The sequence below is a fragment of the Carboxydocella thermautotrophica genome (assembly GCA_003054495.1).
GTDB lineage: Bacteria > Bacillota.
Genome location: CP028514.1, coordinates 1,724,230 through 1,744,636, shown reverse-complemented (window position 1 = coordinate 1,744,636; position 20,407 = coordinate 1,724,230). Strand labels below are relative to the sequence as shown.

General features: G+C 48.4%; 17 protein-coding genes. 16 read left to right on the top strand and 1 reads right to left on the bottom strand.

Going from position 1 to position 20,407, the window contains the following annotated elements; genetic code table 11:
• The first annotated feature begins 28 nt into the window (after nucleotides 1-28).
• Genes CTH_RS08755 through CTH_RS08745 form a run of 3 tightly spaced genes read left to right on the top strand, consistent with a single transcriptional unit; the run spans nucleotide 29 to nucleotide 2,620 of the window.
• Entirely contained in the window at nucleotides 29-1,042 is a 1,014-nt protein-coding gene (locus tag CTH_RS08755; protein WP_078664910.1) for an ABC transporter ATP-binding protein, read from the top strand.
• Nucleotides 1,039-1,830, top strand: a complete 792-nt coding sequence (locus CTH_RS08750; RefSeq protein ID WP_078664909.1) for an ABC transporter permease — start codon at nucleotides 1,039-1,041, stop codon at nucleotides 1,828-1,830. The genes CTH_RS08755 and CTH_RS08750 overlap by 4 nt, the downstream gene beginning before the upstream one ends.
• Before the next feature lies 1 nt (nucleotide 1,831).
• On the top strand, nucleotides 1,832-2,620 hold the full coding sequence (locus tag CTH_RS08745; protein ID WP_078664908.1) for an ABC transporter permease: 789 nt from the start codon (nucleotides 1,832-1,834) through the stop codon (nucleotides 2,618-2,620).
• On the opposite strand, the gene CTH_RS08740 is transcribed toward CTH_RS08745, so the two are convergent.
• Nucleotides 2,621-3,622 (bottom strand): 4Fe-4S binding protein, encoded by a 1,002-nt coding sequence (locus CTH_RS08740; RefSeq protein WP_159071898.1) that lies wholly within the window; start codon nucleotides 3,620-3,622, stop codon nucleotides 2,621-2,623.
• Between the two features lie 166 nt (nucleotides 3,623-3,788).
• Here CTH_RS08740 and CTH_RS08735 point away from each other — a divergent pair, with 166 nt between their 5' ends.
• The 13 genes from CTH_RS08735 (at nucleotide 3,789) to CTH_RS08675 (ending at nucleotide 20,394) form a co-directional block, all read left to right on the top strand.
• Complete coding sequence (locus CTH_RS08735; RefSeq protein WP_079906214.1) at nucleotides 3,789-5,408, top strand: PAS domain-containing protein; 1,620 nt, start codon at nucleotides 3,789-3,791, stop codon at nucleotides 5,406-5,408.
• Complete coding sequence (locus CTH_RS08730) at nucleotides 5,377-6,063, top strand: response regulator (protein WP_318262664.1); 687 nt, start codon at nucleotides 5,377-5,379, stop codon at nucleotides 6,061-6,063. Before CTH_RS08735 ends, CTH_RS08730 begins: the two co-directional genes overlap by 32 nt.
• A gap of 126 nt (nucleotides 6,064-6,189) precedes the next feature.
• Nucleotides 6,190-7,224: a TRAP transporter substrate-binding protein gene (locus CTH_RS08725; protein ID WP_078664904.1), complete on the top strand. Its 1,035-nt coding sequence runs from the start codon at nucleotides 6,190-6,192 to the stop codon at nucleotides 7,222-7,224.
• A 63-nt stretch (nucleotides 7,225-7,287) separates the two neighbouring features.
• The gene (locus CTH_RS08720; RefSeq protein ID WP_242952035.1) at nucleotides 7,288-7,842 is read left to right on the top strand and encodes a TRAP transporter small permease; all 555 of its coding nucleotides are present in this window, start codon (nucleotides 7,288-7,290) and stop codon (nucleotides 7,840-7,842) included.
• Nucleotides 7,808-9,103: a TRAP transporter large permease gene (locus CTH_RS08715; protein ID WP_107753574.1), complete on the top strand. Its 1,296-nt coding sequence runs from the start codon at nucleotides 7,808-7,810 to the stop codon at nucleotides 9,101-9,103. Before CTH_RS08720 ends, CTH_RS08715 begins: the two co-directional genes overlap by 35 nt.
• 52 nt (nucleotides 9,104-9,155) lie before the next feature.
• On the top strand, nucleotides 9,156-10,142 hold the full coding sequence (locus tag CTH_RS08710) for a DctP family TRAP transporter solute-binding subunit (RefSeq protein ID WP_078664902.1): 987 nt from the start codon (nucleotides 9,156-9,158) through the stop codon (nucleotides 10,140-10,142).
• 83 nt (nucleotides 10,143-10,225) lie between these two features.
• Nucleotides 10,226-10,795, top strand: coding sequence for a hypothetical protein (locus CTH_RS08705; protein ID WP_078664901.1), 570 nt, complete (start codon nucleotides 10,226-10,228; stop codon nucleotides 10,793-10,795).
• A gap of 19 nt (nucleotides 10,796-10,814) precedes the next feature.
• Nucleotides 10,815-13,901, top strand: a complete 3,087-nt coding sequence (locus CTH_RS08700; protein ID WP_107753572.1) for an efflux RND transporter permease subunit — start codon at nucleotides 10,815-10,817, stop codon at nucleotides 13,899-13,901.
• Entirely contained in the window at nucleotides 13,891-15,807 is a 1,917-nt protein-coding gene (locus CTH_RS08695) for a sigma 54-interacting transcriptional regulator (RefSeq protein WP_159073845.1), read from the top strand. The genes CTH_RS08700 and CTH_RS08695 overlap by 11 nt, the downstream gene beginning before the upstream one ends.
• A 172-nt stretch (nucleotides 15,808-15,979) precedes the next feature.
• Nucleotides 15,980-16,846 carry an HpcH/HpaI aldolase/citrate lyase family protein gene (locus CTH_RS08690; RefSeq protein ID WP_078664898.1) on the top strand — a complete coding sequence of 289 codons (867 nt, stop codon included), beginning with the start codon at nucleotides 15,980-15,982 and terminating at the stop codon, nucleotides 16,844-16,846.
• A 30-nt stretch (nucleotides 16,847-16,876) separates the two neighbouring features.
• Nucleotides 16,877-18,091, top strand: coding sequence for a succinate--CoA ligase subunit beta (locus tag CTH_RS08685; protein WP_078664897.1), 1,215 nt, complete (start codon nucleotides 16,877-16,879; stop codon nucleotides 18,089-18,091).
• A gap of 50 nt (nucleotides 18,092-18,141) precedes the next feature.
• Complete coding sequence (locus tag CTH_RS08680; RefSeq protein ID WP_079906207.1) at nucleotides 18,142-19,038, top strand: succinate--CoA ligase subunit alpha; 897 nt, start codon at nucleotides 18,142-18,144, stop codon at nucleotides 19,036-19,038.
• Between the two features lie 15 nt (nucleotides 19,039-19,053).
• Entirely contained in the window at nucleotides 19,054-20,394 is a 1,341-nt protein-coding gene (locus CTH_RS08675) for an MmgE/PrpD family protein (RefSeq protein ID WP_078664895.1), read from the top strand.
• Nucleotides 20,395-20,407: the final 13 nt, after the last annotated feature.

Sequence of the window (20,407 nt, the reverse complement as noted above, 5' to 3'; positions counted from 1 at the left end):
TGAGGGAGGCGAAGGAGGAGAAAAGGAGATGGACTATATCATCGAAACTGTGAACTTAACCAAAGAATTTCGTTTGTTTAAACGCCGGGAGGGTTTATGGGGAGCAGTACTGGATTTGTTCCAGCGGGACTACCGTATCCTCAGGGCTGTGGATAACCTGAACCTGCAAGTGAAGCGGGGGGAGATTATCGGTTTTATCGGCGCTAATGGAGCCGGTAAATCTACCACCATCAAAATGCTGACCGGGGTCCTGGTACCCAGCTCGGGGCGGCTTCTGGTCAATGGGTTTACGCCCTACCAGGAGAGGGAAAGGTATGTACGGCAGATCGGGGTGGTGTTTGGCCAGCGCAGCCAGCTCTGGTGGGATCTGGCGGTGATTGAGTCGCTGCGCTTGCTGGGTCAGCTCTACCGGGTTCCTGATTCTTTGCTGGAGAAGCGGATTGCCGATTTTGCTGATCGCCTGTCTCTATCATCTTTTCTGCATACTCCGGTACGCAAATTGAGCCTGGGTCAGCGCATGCGCAGTGAGCTGGCAGCCGCCCTTATTCACCGTCCGCCCTTGATATTCCTGGATGAACCTACTATCGGTCTGGATGTGGTAGCCAAAAATGAAATCCGGCGCTTTCTCCAGGAAGTAAACCGGGAAGACGGTACGACCATTTTTCTTACTACCCATGACCTGGGGGATATCGAAGCTCTCTGTCAGCGGGTAGTGATTATTGACCAGGGCAGAAAAATTTATGATGGTAATCTGGACAACCTGCGCCAGCAATTTGGCCGGGAGCGCCAGTTGCGGATTGAACTGGAACAACCGGTGGCGCCAATTGTCTGGCAGGAGATCTGCGGCCACCTGCCGGTGAGATGGCAGGCTCAGGATGAGGGGCGGATCTGGAATGGCTCTTTTGTGGAACAAGAGGTGACAACAGCTGCTATCCTGCAGCCTATCCTGAACCGGTTACCGGTACTGGATATCAAAATTGAGGAGACACCTATTGAGGAAATTGTCGCCGATATTTATCGCCAGGGAGGCCTGGCCTTATGAGAATATATCTGACTCTGATCCGCATGGAATTCATGAAACAGCTGGCTTACCGGGTTTCCAACCTGACCGGTGTGCTCAACTACCTGGTGCAGATTGGTGGCTATTTTTTCCTCTGGGATGCTATCTATGCTGCCAGGCGGCCCCTGGCTGGTTTTACTCATTCGGAAATGCTAAGTTACGTAATCGTAGCCTGGGTAGTGCGCTCTTTTTATTTCAATAATCTGGAAAGGGAAATCGCCCTGGAAGTGCGAGAAGGGCGGATTGTGCTGGAATTGTTGCGGCCTTATGATTACGGGGCGGTCAAGCTGGCCCGGGCTCTGGGAGAAGCCCTTTTTCGTCTTCTGGTCTTTACTCTTCCTAGCGGCTTAGTGATGTATCTCTTTTATCCCTTTAAATTACCGTCCAGTCTGACAGCCTGGGGGATGTTTTTGTTAGCGGCTTTAGGCAGTTTTCTGGTCAATGCCCAGCTCAATTTGCTTACCGGTTACCTGACTTTTTATACCTATAATAATACGGGCATTCAGCGGATGAAGCGAGTGCTGGTGGATTTGCTCTCCGGACTGTTAGTTCCGATCAGCTTTTATCCTGCCTGGGCCCAGCAAATCATCGATTTTTTGCCCTTTCGTTCTATCAGTTATTTGCCCACCTTGATCTGGCTGGGGAAAATCAGTCCGGCTGCAGGCTGGCAGGTCCTGGCGGAACAGGTCCTCTGGTTTCTGGTGCTGGCTTTCATTTCCCGGCTGCTCTGGCAGCGGGCTCTGAAAGGGCTAATGATACAGGGGGGATAACATGCATTACTGGCGGCTTTTTAGCGGATACAGCAAACAGTACCTGAAGAAACTGCTGGCATACCGGGGAGATTTTTTTGCCCAGTTTTTCGCTGATCTTATGAGTCAGATTATGAGTCTGGTGCTGATTCTGGTCATTTTTCGCCAGATTCCCAGGCTCAATGGTTGGAATGAAGGGGAAATGCTGTTTCTCTATGGTTTTTTTCTCTTACCCTATGCTCTGTTCAATGTTTTTTTCAGCAATTTCTTTGAAGTTCCCCGTCGCTATATTCTTCAGGGGGAACTGGACCGGGTCCTGGTTCGTCCAGCCCCTTCCCTGTTTCAGGTAATGCTGGAACAGATTGAACTGGAATCAGCCCTCAGCCTGGTCAGCGGCTTTCTCGTTTTGCTTTATGGTGCCAAAACCGCTGGGCTGGACTGGAGCTGGTGGCATTTTCCCGTGCTGATTTTGACGGTTACAGGAGGAACGTTGGTCTATGGTGGCATCTTCATAGCACTGGCCAGTCTGGCCTTCTGGTTTGAAGGCAATATCGCCCTGATGCCCACTATGTATAATATCTCGGTTTATGGCCGTTATCCTGTCACTGTATATCGGGGAATTGTCCGTTTCATCCTCACCTTTATATTGCCCTTTGCCTTTACCGGCTATTTTCCGGCAGCCTTGCTGCTGGGCAAAAAAGAAGGCCTGACCGGCGGGATTTTAACTCCGCTGGTCGGCCTGGTAGTTTTCCTAATCGGGGTGCTGATCTGGAATCGGGGCATCAGGCGCTATACCGGTGCTGGAAACTGATCAGGGGTGGCCGGTATAAAAGGCCCGCATTTGCCGGTAAAAATCGATGGAGAGGCCATTATCCCAGTGGCCGGTCAACCGGGCTACAACGTAAACCAGCAGGAACAGTCCTAGAACCAGTACTGCGACAGTCATTGCCTCCTTGCCGGTAAAGCGGGACCAGAAACCGGGCTTTAAGGTGCCTGGAACCGGGCAGGCGCTGACACACTGCAGACAGAGATGGCAATCGGGGCTGTGTACCCGCCGGGATTCAGCCACTGGCAGCCAGTTGGGGCAGGCCCGGTTACAGGCCTGACAGTTAATGCAGCTATTGCTATCCCGCTGGATCCGGCTCAGGCCCAGGCTGCCCATAAGTCCCATGAGGGCGCCATAGGGGCAGAGATAGCGACACCAGAGATTGGTGCCGAACAGGCTGCCCAGCAGAAAGATACCTACCACCGTCAAAAAAACGGTACCCGGGCTGAGGAAAAACTGCAACATGGCTACATCAGCCAGAGCCATATAGGGTGTTTGCAGATAGGCGGCCAGTTCTTCACCACTCATGCCCAGGAGAATGTAATACAGGAAAAAGATCATCAAGATATACTTGATACTGCGCAACAACCAGTCCAGGATTTTCAATACCAGGTGACGGCGGGGCCAGGGCTGTTTATGGCCGGGCAGGCCCAGTTTCCGACCCAGCCAGCTCACGCTCTCGAATAAACTGCCGATCGGGCAAATCCAACTGCAAAAGGCTTTATGTAACAGCCAGGAAATAGCCAGGAAAAAGAGGAGCAAAGTCAGGCCGGCAGGGTGAACCGGGTCCCAGTTACCAGTAGTTAGCCAGTATTTTAGCCCCACCAGGGCGGCAATGGGCAGATAGCCTTCTACTCCGGGGGGACGGCTGGCAGCAGGCCCAGTCCCTTCCAGGTAGAGATAAAACTGATAGAATTGATAGCCGATCCAGAGGCTGGCAAGAACAAAAAAGGCCTGACTCAGGCGACGCCAGAATTGCTGTGACAATTTCTTCCTCTCCCTTCTGCGGATTGTACTTTTTATAACAAATACCATTTTAACTAATCTGTTTGGAAATAGCAATGACTTTTATCACATTTTCGCTTGTTCGGGCAGGGAAGCTGTTAAAAATGTCGAAGTATAGCAGCAGCGGGGATGAGGGAGGTTTTCCGGAATGACTATACGCTTGCGGACCAAAATGACCCTGCTGGCTTTTCTGATCGTCATGTTTTCGGTAACCATTGTGGCGGTGGTAGTGAGCTGGCAATCAGTTCAGGATTTTCGTTCTGAACTGGGGCGGCGGGCCCTGGCCATTGGCCGCACCGTGGCCCAATCTCCTTTGATTCAGCAAAATGTCGGGCGTCCGGGGGCAGAAAAAATTATTCAGCCTTATGTGGAACGGATTCGGCTGGCTACCAATGTAGATTATATTGTGGTACTGGATATGAACAAAAAGCGCTTATCCCATCCGGTGGCCAATCGGATCGGCACGATTTTTGCCGGTGGAGATGAGGGACCGGCCTTTGCCGATAATGAATATACTTCTCTGGCAGTGGGAGTCAACGGGGAAGCTGTGCGTGCCTTTGTCCCGATTAAGGATGAACGGGGCATTGCCCAGGTGGGAGTAGTAGTGGTGGGGATTTTGACCCCTTCCCTGGGGGAAGTGCTGCTGGAGTGGAAAAGCAGTATATATCTGACGATGATCCTCGCCCTGTTCGCTGGTGCTATTGGTGCTTTTTATCTGGCTGCTCATGTCAAGCAGGCCATTTTTGGCCTGGAACCGGAGGAAATCGCCGCTTTGATGGAAGAAAGGGAGGCGATCCTGGCGGCTATTAATGAAGGAATTATCGCTATCGACCGGGAAAATCGCATTACCTTGATTAATCCTGCGGCCCGACAAATTCTGGGCATAGCAGAGGAAGAATTGCTGGGACGTCCAATAAATGAGGTTATCCCCAATACCGCACTGCCGGAAGTGATCAGCACCGGCAGCAGTCAATTCAATCAGGAACTGGTATTTAACCGCAAGATCATTGTTTCCAATCGCTTGCCCATCCGCTGGCGGGAGAAAATCATCGGGGCGGTAGCGGTGTTTCGGGATAAGTCGGAAGTAAGGCGGCTGGCGGAAGAATTAACCGGGGTGAAAAAGTTTGTCGAGGCCCTGCGGGTGCAGAACCACGAAAACCTGAATAAGCTCCATACCATCGCCGGGTTAATCCAGCTTCATCGTTATCAGGAGGCGCTGGATTATATCTTCCGCATTACGGAACAGCAACAGGAAATCACAGCTTTTCTTACGCGACAGGTCAAAGATCCGGCTATTGCCGGGCTGTTGCTGGGCAAAATGGGTCGGGCCAAGGAACTGAATATCCGGTTTGAACTGGACCGAAAATCAGAGTTAAAGACCCTGCCAGCCAATTTGACTGCCAGTGACATCGTGCTGATTATGGGGAACCTGCTGGAAAACGCTATGGAAGCAGTATTACCCTGCCAGCAGGAAAAGCGCTGGGTGAAATGCGGGATCAAACAGGATCAAAAGGAATTGATACTCTGGGTGGCCGATGGGGGCCCGGGTCTGGTTGATGTGGATTTTGACCGCTATTTTCAGCTGGGGTATTCTACCAAACGGCCAGAGGGGAGAGGGCTGGGCCTGTATTTAATCAAACAGCAGGCGGAAAACGCCGGAGGTAAAATTATTTTGCGCTCACGGCCCCAGCAGGGAACCCTTTTTCTGGTTAAATTCAGTTATGAGGGGGTAATGGATGGTGCAACCTCTGCGCGTATTGCTGATTGAAGATGACCCCATGGTGGTAGAGGTGAACCAGAGCTTTATCAATATGATTCCCGGCTTTCAGGTGATAGGGGCATTGCGGCAGGGGAGCAGGGCAGTGGAGGAAATCCGGTACCTGCACCCCGACCTGGTGATTCTGGATATCTATCTGCCGGATACGAATGGTATCCAGGTAATTCAGCAGATCCGCAGTGCAGCCTTACCGGTGGACGTCATAGCCATTACCGCGGCCCAGGATAGTGAGACAGTTCAGCAGATGTTGCGCTTCGGGGTAGTGGATTATTTAATTAAGCCTTTTAAATTTGAGCGGCTGAAACAGGCCCTGGAAACCTATCTGGAGCGACGCAAACAGCTGATCAGCAAGGAGCAGGTGGACCAGAAGGATATCGATCAGCTGGCAGTGCCGGTGATTGTTCAGGAAAAGCTCAAGCATACTGAGCTGCCGAAAGGCTTGAACTTATTTACCCTGGAACAAGTGCTTACCTGTCTCAGACAAAAAGCCATTCCTCTGACGGCTGAAGAGGTAGCGGAACTGGTGGGGGTGGCCCGGGTGACTGCAAGACGCTACCTGGAATATTTGGAGAAAGAGGAATTGATACAAAAAGAGATTCAATATGGTTCAGTGGGCAGACCGGTTCACCGCTATTTTTTGCGGTGAACTCCTTTTTTTGACCAAAATGAACAAAATAATCAATATGAACAAAAGGTTCTCATTTAAAGACATATTAGATAGAATACAAGTAAAATTAAAAATTATCAAAAAATTTACAAGGAGGTAACAGGGATGAAAAATTTCTGGCGTAAGGCTGCTGCGCTTGCCCTCTCAGGTCTACTGGCTTTCGGTCTGGCCGGCTGTGGCTCCGGGGGTGAAAAGAGCAGCCAGGGGGAACAGAAAAAGGATGAGCCCATTGTTATCAAATTTTCCCATGTGGTAAAGGAAACCACTCCCAAAGGGCAGGCTGCTCTCAAATTCAAGGAGCTGGTGGAACAGAAAACCGGCGGCAAAGTCAAGGTAGAAGTATATCCTTCTTCCCAGCTCTATGGTGACAAGGAAGAGCTGGAAGCCCTGGTGGCCAACAATGTGCAAATGATCGCTCCTTCTGCAACCAAACTGGTGGGTTTAAATCCGGCATACCAGATTGTTGATATGCCTTTTATCTTCAAGAACGATCAGGCTGCCTTAAACTTCTACAATGGACCGGTAGGACAAAAATTGCTGACCAGTCTGGAAGACAAAGGCATTCTCGGTTTGGCCTGGTGGCCCAATGGTGCCAAGCATTTTACCAACTCCAAGCGTCCTCTGAAGCGACCGGAAGACTTCAAGGGGCTGAAGTTCCGGACCCAATCCGGCGGGGTGCTGGATGCCCAGTTTAAAGCCCTGGGGGCTGGTTCCCAGACCATTCCCTTCGGTGAAGTTTATCCGGCTCTGCAGAATGGTACTGTGGATGGTCAGGAAAATACCTTCAATAATATTGATACCCAGAAATACATTGAAGTTCAGAAGTATCTGACTGTCTCTGGCCATGGTCGCATAGATTATGTGGTGCTGGTTAATAAGTCCTTCTGGGACAGCATTCCCGAAGATCTGCGTTCTAAGGTTAAAGAAGCCATGGATGAAGCAACAAAACTGGCCACTGAGCTCTCCGATAAACAGAATAAGGAAAGTTTCGAAAAAATCAAACAGAGCGGTAAAGTGGAAATTTATGAACTGACTGAAGCCGACCGGGCAGAATTTGTGAAAGCAATGGAACCTGTCTACAGGGAATATGAAAGCAAAATCGGCAAGGAAATCATGGATGCCGCCCGGAATGCTCAATAATTTGTCTTGCAGGGGCACATCCGCAGGGTGTGCCCTTTTTTCCGGAGAAGGGAGGCGAGGCTGATGGAAAAGTTTATGAAGAGATTCATTGCCTTGTATGAAGCAATAGAGGATTATCTGTCCGGTGGATTAATCTTCTTGGGTCTGACCCTGGTTATGGTCAATGTCGTTTTGCGTTATGTAACCGGTAAACCGGAATCCATTTTAGATGAATATTCGGTTTATCTGATTGTCTGGGGGGCAATGATCGGTTTTGCTGTGGCCCTGCGGGATGATCATCATATTAAGGTGGATATGCTGTACCGTCTTTTGCCATTAGGGGTAAAGCGAGTGGTCACCATTTTCGCACATCTGGTGGGGCTGGCTTTTGCCGGGGCTATAACCGTGTTTGGCACCAAACTGGTAATGACTTATAAACTGCTGGGCCAGGGCTCTGCGGATAGTCAGACTCCCCTCTGGATTGTCTCCCTGGTCCTGCCGCTCAGCGGTATCATGCTGGCTATTCGTTATCTGGACAAAATTCACGATGTTTTCAAAAATGGCGGCCGGGATTGGGCAGCGGCTGAGGAAGGAGGCAGGGGCCATGACAGTAATGACAACTACCATTCTGCTATTTAGTCTGTTTATTATCCTCTTTCTTTTGAATGTGCCCATTGCCGTCAGTCTTGGTACAGCGGCCAGTATTATCCTTTTCCTGGGTGGCAAGTTTTCGTTGTATATGATTGTACAGCGGATGTTCTCCGCTTTGCTGGCACCGCCCCTGATTGCCATTCCCGCTTTCGTGATGGCAGGGGTGCTAATGTCCCGCGGCGGTATTGCCAAATATTTAATTGCTGCATTGAGGGCCTGGATCGGCCATCTGCCCGGCGGTCTCTCGGTAGTTACCATTCTGGCCTGTGCCATTTTCGCCGCTATTTCCGGCTCTTCCCCTGCAACTGCGGCAGCCATCGGCTCCCTGATGTTGCCGGCTATGATTGAAGGCGGTTATCCCAAACGCTATGCCATGGGTCTGATTGCCGCTTCCGGTACCCTGGGTATTCTCATTCCTCCCAGTGTGACATTGATCATCTACGGGATCACTGTGGAAGAGTCCATCGGCAAGCTGTTCATGGGCGGTCTGTTACCAGGCCTGTTCATGGCCCTGGTCCTGATTATCAGTGCTATCTTTTATGCTAAAAAGAATGGTTTTGGCCGTGGCGAAAAGGCTACGATGGCGGAAAGATGGCGGGCTACTTTCAAAGCATTGCCCGGGGCGTTTTTGCCGGTATTTATTCTGGGCAGCATCTACTCCGGTATTGTTACGCCTACTGAGGCAGCGGTATTATCAGTCTTTTATACCATTATCGTTTCGGTGTTTGTCTATCGTGAACTAAGCTGGAAAGACATCCGCCCGGCATTACGGGACGCAACCAATACTATTTCCATGATTTATCTGGTAATTGCTGCGGCGATGGTCTTCAGCTTATATATTACCGATGCCCAGGTGCCTAATCTGGTGGGTGACTGGATCAAAACTGCCAATCTGAATAAATTCACTTTCTTCCTGGTTACGAACTTGATGTTCTTTATCATGGGCACCTTCCTGGAAGCGGTATCCATTACTCTCATTACTTTGCCTATCCTGCTACCTATGATTGAACATCTTGGAATTGACCTAATTCAGTTCGCCATTGTTATGACTGTAAACATGGAGCTGGCTATGATTACTCCCCCGGTGGGTCTTAACCTCTTCGTGGTCAGCAATATGGCCAGAGAACGGCTGGAGGAAGTGGTCAAAGGGGTTGTGCCCTTTATCGTATTGATGATTGCTGTAATGATATTGCTTATGGTTTGGCCCGATATTTCCCTCTATATTCCACGAGTGTTGATGGCAGATTAAGAAGGATTTTGGCAGCTGGCCTCGAATTACAATAACAAAGGAGAGAGGCCGGATGCGCAAGTTATTGCTGGTAATATTAGTGCTTGCTTTTCTGGCCGGAGGATGTCAAACTCCGGCCAGAGATTTTGAGCAGGTAAGCAGTCAGGAAAAAGTTATTCTTAAATTTTCTCATGTCGTAGGGGATAATACCCCCAAGGGTCGGGCGGCCCGGCGCTGGGCCCAGCTGGTGCAGGAGCGCAGCCGGGGCAGAGTGGAAATCCAGGTTTTCCCCAATTCCACTTTGTATAAGGATGGGGAGGAGCTGGCGGCTGTGCAGAAGGGTTATGTCCAGATTATTGCTCCTGCCACCAGTAAACTGACGGAATTCAGTCCGGTCTGGCAATTGCTGGACTTGCCTTTTTATTATGAAGATATCGATGCTGTTCACCGTTTGCTGGATGGGCCGGTAGGTGAAAAACTGAAACAATCTCTCTTTGCCCGAAATCTGCTGGTGCTAGCTTACTGGGATAATGGTTTCAAGGTAATGGCAGCCAATCGGCCGCTGGTAAAAGTCAGCGATTTCCGGGATTTGAATTTCCGGATCATGAACAGCCCCATGCTGGCAAAACAATTCCGGCGTCTGGGGGCCAATCCCGTTGCTATGGCTTTCAGTGACGTTTACTCGGCCCTGGAGAAGGGACAGGTGGAAGGCAGTGAAAATCCCCCTTCCAATCTTTATTCCAAAAAATTTTACCAGTTGCAGAAATATATAACCTTGAGTAATCACGGTTATGTGGGTTATGCCGTAGTTGTTAACAAGAGCCAGTGGGAAGCTCTGGATCAAAAAATCAGACAGCTGCTCCTGGATACTTTGCAGGAAGTCACTATCTGGGAACGACAGGAAGCGTTTAAACAAAATCTGGAGGATCTGGAAAGAATACGTCGGGCGCAGGGTACTAAAATCATTGAGCTTACTCCTGAACAAAGAAAAGAATGGCAGCGGATTCTAATGCCTTTGCGAGAAGAATTGGCCCAGGAAATCGGTGAAGATTGGTTTTAGTCGAAAGACCCGGTATTTTTGTACCGGGTCTTGCTTTTCTACCGTCCTTCCCTGTGCTAAAATAGGGGCGGGAGGAGAAGCTGATGAATCATTTTGATCTGAGTTCAGCATTGCAGGAAATTGTTCACGATGTTCAGGAGGGGCCCGGCCTTTACCGGGAGGAACGGGAGAAATTTTTTAACTCTATGCTTCCCGTATTACAGGAAAAAGTGCAAATCGCCTTTGCCCGGTTGCTTTTGACCAATGAACTGGTTCAGGAATGGCAAGAACAATATAATATGCTGTTACTGGATCAGCTGAAACAGGCCGCCGGACTGGGAGTGGACTTATTCCTGGCAGCGCGCCTGTTAAACCGGGGAGAGCTGGTTTTCAAAGACCTGGCAGTGGCCAGTTTGCTGGAACTGGAAAGACATTTGTACGAAGCTGTTCACTGGGCAGCAGAGGTTCAGGCTCAATATGAAACCGCCTATTTAATTCAGCATGCCAGTATCGGGATTATTTACGAATTGAAGGAACATATTCCTGAACTGGCAACGGCCCCCTGGCAAGAGGTAGAGGACCTTCGTCTGGCTTTTGCCGCTATTGCCCGGGAAACTTTTTTGTTATCCATGCTGCATAGTGTGTTAGGGGAGCAACCACAACCACTGGCCTAACATCCGGGAGGGGAGAGAGATGAATATTACCCGCTGGGCACTGGAAAAAACCAGGGCCCTGTCTGTCCTATTTGCCCTGCTGGCAGTGCTGGGGATTATCGGTTACCGCGGGCTGGGAGTGGACCTGTTTCCGGTAGCCAATCTGCCCTATGTTACTATCCTGACTATTTATCCGGGAGCGGGAGCTGCTGAAATCGAGCAAACCATTGTTGATCCTATTGGGGAAGCGGTTGCTCCCCTGGCGGGGCTGAAGCGCATCAATTCCACCGCCGGGGAAGGCATTGCCATGACGGTACTGGAGTTTACCATGAGTACCAATGCTGATACTGCCGCTCAGGATGCACAGAAAGCCATTGACGGGATAATCAACAAACTGCCTAAAGATGCGCAAAAACCGGTAGTGAAAAAATTTGATTTTAACAATCAGCCCTTTATGACTCTGGCGCTGACCGGCCCTTTTCCTGCCAATGAGTTGTATCGTCTTGCCGACGAAAAACTCAAGGATGCGCTGCAGAACATCCAGGGCGTGGCTCAAGTGGATATTGTCGGTGGGCAAAAACAGGAAGTGCAGATCAATGTGGATTTGCTCAAACTGGAACAATATGGCCTGACCTTAAACCAGCTGGCCCGCAAACTGGCAGCAGAAAATCTGAATGTACCTTCGGGACAGATTGCCCAGGGGGAGAGGGAGTATGGTGTCCGCCTGGTGGGGCAATTTACCGATCTTGATGATATCCGCCATTTACCCCTTTTGCCGGGTTTGACTCTGGATAAAGTGGCTGAGGTGAAAATGGCCAACAAGGAAAACCGGGATTATAGCCGCCTGAACGGACAGGAGGCTGTGGCCCTGATTATCCAGAAGCAAAGCAGCGCCAATCTGGTGGCTACTGCTGAACAGGTAACCAGCCGCCTGCAGGATTTGGAGCGCCTCTTGCCACCAGGGGTTAAACTCTCAGTTGTCAAAGATGATTCCACCTTTACCAATGCCTCTTTAAAAGATACCCAGCGGAACCTGGTAGAAGGAGTATTGATGACCGGGTTGGTGCTGTTCTTTTTCCTGCGCGAATGGCGTTCACTGCTAATCGCTCTGCTGGCCATTCCTGTTTCAATCATTTCCACCTTTATGGCTATGAAATGGGCCGGATTCAGTCTAAACCTGCTCTCTCTGATGGGTCTATCCCTTTCAGTGGGGATTCTGGTCGATGATTCAATTGTAGTTCTGGAAAACATTCATCGCCATTTGAAACAGAGAAAATCCGGGTTTCAGGCAGCTCTGGATGGCAGGATGGAAATTGGCCTGGCGGCAGTAGCTATCACTTTATCAGATGTGGTTGTCTTTGGTCCCATGGCTTTTATGAAAGGCATGGTAGGGCAGTTTTTCCGGGAGTTTGGTTTAACAGTAGTCTTTGCTACTCTCTTTTCCTTGCTGGTATCCTTTACTCTGACGCCTGCGCTGGCCAGCAGGCTCTTTGCCAGTGGCGGTAAAGAAGCCCAGGGCAGTTTCTGGCGCTATCTGGAGCGGCTGGGAGCCTGGGTTGTGGTTGCTTATCGCCGGGCCTTGCTCTGGACCCTTGACCACCGGGGCCTTACCATCCTGGTGGTGTTATTGCTGGTAGGTGGGGCAGTAGCCCTGATTCCACTTGGCTTTATTGGAACAGAGTTTATTGCCCGGACAGATCAGAATCGTTTTACCATCACTCTGGAATTGCCGGAAGGGGCCTCCCTGCGAGCCACTGATGCTGCTGTCAAAAAACTGGAGGCCAGGGTCAGGCAACTGCCGGAACTGAAAAGCTATCTGGCTACCATTGGTCGAAATACCGGCCAAAAATACGGTATCAGCTCTGCTGTAAACTTAGGCAGTGTAGACGTGCTGCTAGTGGACAAAAAAGAACGCCAGCGCACCGTCTGGGAAATTATGGACGAAGTTCGCACCTGGGCTCCGGATTTTCCTGGGATAAAACTGGTAGTCAGTGATCCGGGAATAGTAGGGGGCCGGGGAGGATTGCCCATTCAAATCGAAGTGACAGGCCCGGACTTTCAGACCCTGGAGAAACTGGCCAGCCAGGTGGAAAGGATTGTGCGCCAGACTCCGGGAACCGTGGATGTGATGAGCAGCTGGAAAAAGGAAGGTAAGCCAGAATGGCAGCTGATTTTACAGCGGGAACGGGCGGCTCTGCTGGGGGTAACAGCCTATGAAGCCGGGACGACCCTGCGCACAGCAGTAGATGGCCAGATAGCCGGGGTTTTGCGCCAGCAGGGCAAGGAAACCGATGTCCGTTTACAGGCCCGCCGGGAGCAGGTGCAGGATAGGGAACAGCTGGCTGCTATTAAAGTTCAGACTTTGACAGGAGATCTGGTCACCCTGGCACAGGTAGCTGATTTGCAGGAAAGGACGGCACCCCCGGTAATTTACCATAAGGACCGTCAGCGCTTGATTACCGTTTCGGCCAACTATCAGGGGAGAAAACTGGGGGATGTAACTGGAGATATCCAGCGGCAGCTGGACCAGTTAGTTCTGCCGCCAGGTTACCACATCAGTTTTTATGGAGAACAGAAGGATATGGAAGAATCCTTCCAGGATCTGATTCAGGCGTTATTGTTGTCCATAATGTTTGTATACATGATTCTGGTGGTGCTTTATGAATCCTATCTTACTCCTTTCATTCGTATGTTATCATTGCCGGCGGGGCTAATTGGCGCTCTGGCGGCACTGGCTATAACCGGCAATTCCTTGAATATCCTCTCACTTATTGGCCTAATCATGCTGGATGGGCTGGCGGCAAAAAACGGTACTCTTTTAATCGACTACACCAATACGCTGCGGGCCCGGGGGCTTTCTTTACGGGAAGCTCTGCTGGAAGCGGGTACAACCCGCTTGCGTCCCATTTTTATGACCTCTATGACCATGATTTTCGGTATGCTGCCTACGGCCCTGGCTGTAGCCGAAGGAGCGGAGATGCGTTCATCGATGGGGATTGTGCTGGTGGGCGGCTTGCTAACCTCTACTATCCTTACCCCTCTACTTATCCCGGCAGCATACACTCTAATTGAGGAAAAACTGTTGTGTAAAACAAATGGTTCGAGGGGGGGATTTGATGAAGCCTAAGATTGCAGTGACTTCGTCTTATCCGGAGCTTACCACCCTTTTCAGACGAGTCTCGGAAGAGATGGCTACGCCTGCTATTGTTGTAGAAGCGGTTTTGGAAGAAGCTGTGCAAAAACTCCAGGAAGTCCTTAACCAGCATAAGATAGAAGTCATTATCAGCCGGGGGGGTACGGCCGAAACACTAAAAAAGAATTTTAGTATCCCGGTGATCAATGCAGATGCTACCGATTTTGATATTTTACAGGCTTTTTGGAAAGCAAGAAAGGTGAGTCACCATATTGGTTTTTTCACATATGACCACGCGCGGCTTGAATCGGACTTTCTGGCTGGTATGGAAGAAATAATAGGCTGCCCGATCCGGCAATTTATCTACAGTAATATAAAGGAACTACAGGAACAAATTATTGCTGCCAAGAAATCAGGAGTAGAGGTAGTAGTAGGCGGAGGTAACACAGGGGTACAGTTAGCACAAAAGGCTGGCATGCATGGTGTCTTGGTTTATACAAGTCGACGGGCCGTAGTCCGTGCTTTCCAAAGGGCTTTGGAAATAATCGAGTTGCGCCAAAAGGACCTCGAACAGACACAGTGGCTTAAGACTATTATTGATCATGCTTTTGATGGAATAGTAGCATTGAATCAGGAAAGAGAGATAACGGTCTTTAATCCAGCAGCGGAAAAAATCCTGGGATTGCCCAGGGAAAAAGTGTTAAGCCGGTCGGCAGATACTCTTGTATCAACACTTTTGCCGGCCCCTCTTTTAATGGACGGTACAGAAGAAACGGAGAAGGTGCTGCGTCTTGGTGATGCCCAGATTGTCTTTAACCGGGTGCCAATTATGGTAGAAGGGCAGAATATTGGCATGGTTATTACTTTTCAGGATGTTACCAGGGTGCAGAGGCTGGAACAACGCATCAGGAAAGAACTCTACAATAAAGGTCTGATCTCCAGGTTTAATTTTGACGATATTGTTTACTGCAGTAGTATCATGGAAAAAACAATTGAACGGGCCAAACAGTTCGGTCGGACTGACTCTACTGTATTGATTATTGGTGAGAGCGGTACTGGTAAAGAACTATTTGCCCATAGTATGCATGCTATCAGTGACAGACGGAAGGGGCCTTTTGTTGCTATAAATTGTGCAGCCTTGCCGGAAAACCTTTTGGAAAGTGAACTTTTTGGTTATGAAGAAGGGGCTTTTACCGGGGCAAGAAAAGGCGGTAAGCCGGGGTTGTTTGAGTTGGCTCATGGTGGAACTATATTTCTTGATGAAATAGGAAAGATATCGTTGAACTTGCAGGCTAGGCTTCTAAGAGTATTGCAGGAAAAGGAAGTTAGGCGGGTTGGCGGAGATCGGATTATCCCCGTCGATGTGCGGGTTATCTCAGCGGCAAACGAAGATTTAAACCGGGCGGTTCAAAATGGAGAATTCCGATCGGATTTATATTTCCGTCTGAACGTCCTTAATTTGAAAATTCCGCCGCTGAGGGAAAGAAAAGAGGACATCCCGGTATTGATTAACCACTTTTTAAATAAATTTAATAGGAAATTTGATAAAAAAGTAACATCAATCCCTTCATATTTAAAGGAATTGATGTTAAGTTATTCTTGGCCGGGAAATGTGAGGGAATTGGAGAACATCATCGAGCGTTATGTTATTCTGGAACAAAATAACCAGGCCTCTAAGGAATTGGAGTGCTATTTTAAGGAAACCTTTCAACAGCCTGACAGGTCAGAGGTTAACTGCTGGCAAGGTGACACAATTACAGTTCGGGAGGGAACATTGGAAGAAATGGAGTTAGAAATCATTAGAAAGCTTGATGCAAAAATGAATGGAAACAGGACTCTTTTGGCTCAAAAACTTGGTATAAGTCGTACCACTCTTTGGAAGAAGTTAAAAGAATTTTAAAGGTTTTGCCGTCGTTTAAAATTTAAACAAATGTCAAGTTTATTGTTCAGTAAATAAACGGCGAATATCAAAATAGGCGAAAAAACCATGCCAAAATGCTGGCATGGTTTTTGCTTTTTAATAAAAATGAAAAAATTAATAAAATTCTGATTATGAAAGGAGGCGATATTTAATGAAACCGTTGCGTACGTTTATGTTTGCTCCTGGCAGTGATTCCAAAAAATCAGACAAGGTACTGACATTAGGAGCTGATGCCGTTATCCTCGATCTGGAGGATGCAGTAGCAATCAGTGAAAAGGAGCAAGCACGCAAGGTGGTCCAGGAAACTTTGTTAAAACCCAGGGGTTGTAAGGCTTATGTTAGGGTTAATTCCATTTCCACTAATTTTTTCTTTGATGATTTAGAAGCAGTTATCTGCTCGCGGTTGGACGGTATTATGCTACCCAAGGCTGAATCCGCTGAAGACATTCGTATGGTTGATTGGCTGATAACTGAAGGTGAGAAAAAAAGAGGGCTCCCTCCGGGACAAATAGACCTCATCCCTCTAATTGAAAGTGCAGCTGGTGTCTATCGGGCGGCGGAAATTGCATCTGCTTCACCAAGGATTTCGCGGCTTGCTTTTGGGGCGATTGATTTTAGTCTCGATATTGGAACAACCTGGAGCAAAGATGGCAATGCTTTCTTTTATGCCCGCTCACAGTTGGTGATTGCTTCCAGGGTTGCTGGTATTGAAGCACCTATCGATACAGTCTATCCAGAAATTAAGGACATAGATGGACTGGTGGAAGAGTGCCGGTTGGTTAGAAGTATGGGATTCCAGAGTAAATTAGTCATTCACCCAGGACAGATAGAACCAGTAAATAAAGTTTTCTCACCCACCCCTGATGAAATAGCCCAGGCAAGAAAAATTGTTGTTGCTTTTGAAGAAGCCGAAAAACAAGGATTGGCTGCGATTCAGGTGGACGGTAAATTTATTGACTACCCTGTGGCCATGCGTGCAAAAAAATTATTGGCTATAGCTGAAGCATTAGGAATGTAATTATTTCTTAAATTTTAAGGAGGGTTTAGTATGGGAAGAATTACGGAAAATCACAGTAAACAACTAATACGGCAGTTTGGTATTCCGGCTCCGCAAAACGATGTAGCGGCAAGCCCTGAGGAAGCCCGGGAAATTGCTAAACGTTTTGGCAAACCGGTAGTTTTAAAAGCTTTAGTACCTATCGGCAAAAGAGGAAAAGCAGGTGCAATAAAATTTGCTGATACTCCTGATGAAGCATCCCATTTAGCGGCTGAACTGTTGCGGATGAAAGTGGCCAGTTTCCCCGTTGAAAGAGTTTTGGTGGAAGAAAAGATTTCTATTGCCGAGGAATGGTTTGTTTCAATTACTATTGACAAGAGCAAAAAAGCGCCTGTGATTATTGCCAGTACTTGTGGTGGTATCGATGTAGAAGAACTAAGCCGCAAGTGGCCGGAAAAAATTATTACCTATCATGTAGACCCGATTCTTGGCTTTTGTGATTATGAAGCCAAGGAAATATGGAGTGAATTAGGTGTTAAGGGCAAGCTTTTGACTAAAGCAACCGGAGTTTTATCTAAACTTTACCGTTTATTTGATAGTACTGATGCCTATCTTTTAGAAATTAACCCATTGGTGGTAACAACCGATGAGGACATTGTTGCTGCTGCTTCAGTTATGAGTGTTGATGATTCAGCTATGTACCGTCATCCTGAACTTAAAGACATAGTGCAGATTGGCAGTGAAAGAGCCTGGCGACCGCTCACAGAATTGGAGAAGCAAATGATTGCGGTTAATGAAGCAGATCCTTATCGCGGCACTGCCCGTTATACCGAAATGGATGGTGGAGATATAGGTTTTATGTGCGGTGGTGGTGGCGGCAGTTTGTTAAGTTTTGACGCTTTGGTTTCTTTTGGCGGCAAACCGGCTAACTATTCTGAAGTTGGTGGAAACCCGACAGAGGAAAAGGTGTACGGACTGACCAGGGGTATTTTATCGAAACCTGGTGTTAAAGGGCTTTTTGTTGCTCATAACATTACCAACAACACTCAGGTTGACATAATGGCCAAAGGGATTATCAGGGCTCTTAAAGACTTAAACATTGATCCATCAAAGTTCCCGGTTGTTGTCCGGGAGGCAGGGGTTAACGATGCTGTAGCCAAGGAACTGTTTGTCAATGCCGGTATTGAATATTACGGTGATGATGTTACTATTACAGAAGCTGCTGCCAAAATGGTACAGCGCATGAAAGAAACCTACGGTGAATAGAGAATATACGACCCGATGAAACAAAATCAGTATTTGGGAGGGACAATCTAATGGCAATTTTAATTGACCGCAATTCGAAAATAGTTATTCAAGGTATTACCGGGCGGGAAGCTACCATGGTCACTAAGCATACCTTAGCTTACGGAACAAAAATTGTTGCTGGCATTACCCCTGGGAAGGGGGGGCAGGATGTTGAAGGTGTACCTGTTTACGATACATTAAAAGCTGCCTGTCGTGAGCATGAACTGGACACCTCTCTCGTTTATGTGCCACCGGCCTTTGTCTTTGACGCTGTGATGGAAGCAATAGCTAATGGAATTAAGTTAATCTTGATTGCTACAGAAAACGTGCCACAAAAGGATGCCATTAAATTTTTAAATATAGCTCAGCAACGGGGTGTTAGGATTGTAGGGCCCAATTCCGTGGGTATGATCAGTCCCGGGGAAAGGGTAAAACTGGGAGCCATTGGCGGGGACAATGTAGAAAGGTGTTTTGTTCCGGGCCCGGTAGGGGTAATATCTCGGAGCGGAGGTATGACAGCCGAGACGTCCTGGATGGTCAAAAGAGCCGGCTATGGGGTTAGCACTGCCATAAGCATCGGTGGAGACGCCTTGATCGGTAGCTCTATTAAAGATCTGCTTGCCCTGTTTGAGAAAGACCCTGAAACAAAAGCGGTGGTAACTTATTCCGAACCGGGTACCAGCTTTGAGGAAGAGGCGGCTGAATTTATTAAGTCAGGAGGCTTTACCAAACCATTAATTTCTTATATTTCTGGCAGGTTTACCGAGTCCATGCCTGAAGGGACGGTCTTTGGCCATGCTGGAGCGATGATTTCCGGCGGAACAGGGAAACCCTCAACAAAAATGGCTAAACTCAAAGAGGCCGGTGCATATGTGCTTGAAAAATTTGATGATATGATTCCGACCTTAAAAAAGTTGCTGGGTTAAGGGAGGCTTGCTGTAATGATTTCGCAAAAGCTGGCTGATTATATCTGTAACCTCAAATATACCGATTTGCCTGACGAAGTTATTGAAATTACCAGGTTATCTTTTCTGGACTGGCTGGGGTCTGCCCTGGCCGGTGCCGGAAAAGAAGCGGGACAAATGGTTTATGCTGTAGCTGAGGATATTGGGGGAAACCCCCAGGCGACATTAATTCCGTCCTTGCGGAAATCTTCTTGTCTTAACGCTGCTCTGGTCAACGGGGCGGTTTCGCATATCGTAGAGCTGGATGATGTTCACAAGGCATCAATTTTACATGCTGCCGCTGCAATAATTCCGGCAGCCCTGGCAGCGGCTGAGAAAATCGGGGCATCTGGTGAAGAACTGATAACTGCTATTGTGGCTGGCTATGAAGTCGGTATCAGAATTGGCGAGGCGGTTACTCCCTCCCATTACTATTATTGGCATAATACCGGTACTTGTGGAACTTTTGGCGCTGCGGCAGCAGCGGGAAAAATTTTAGGCTTGAATCGGGACCAGATGGTTCATGCCCTTGGCAATGCAGGCACTCAGGCTGCTGGGCTGTGGGAGTTCCTGGCGGACGGTGCCATGAGTAAACATCTTCACCCGGGAAAAGCAGCCATGAACGGTCTTCTGGCAGCTTTGCTGGCAGCCCGGGGGTTTACTGGTGCGAGCAAAATTTTAGAAGGTGAGAAAGGTTTCTGTAAAGCAACAGCCAGGGAATACGATTTAAATAAAATTACTGACGGCCTGGGCCAGAGTTATAAAATTCTGGAGAATTCTTTCAAGATTCATGCCTCTTGCCGGCATACCCATCCGGGATTAGATTTGGTTATCGCATTAGCCAAGCAGTTTGATTTAACTCCCGGCCAGGTTGAAAAAATAGTTGTTAAAACTTATGGGATTGCTTTGGATATTACTGGAAATTATCAGCCCAATTCTCTTTATGCAGCCAAGTTTAGCCTTCCCTTTTGTGTTGCCCTTGGATTAAAAAAGCGGAAGGCCGGACTCGCCGAGTTTAACGAGGCAGCTCTGGAAGACAAAGAGATCCGCGAGCTGATGTCCAGGGTTGAGCTGGTTCAAGATCCGGAAATAGAAGCTTTATACCCGGAACAGTGGCCTGCTATAGTAGAAATTTACTGTTCAGATAATCGAGTCTATACAGAGCGGACCAACTTCCCGAAAGGTGATCCGGAAAATCCGGTAACTGCTGAGGAATTATCTGTGAAATTCCGGGAACTGGCGGGTATCAGACTAAAACCAGAAGAAGCAGAAAGGCTTTTACAAAAGGCATTAAAAATGGAGAACATACAAAATATCGCTTTATTTTTTACTAATTGAAAGGAGGGAGTTT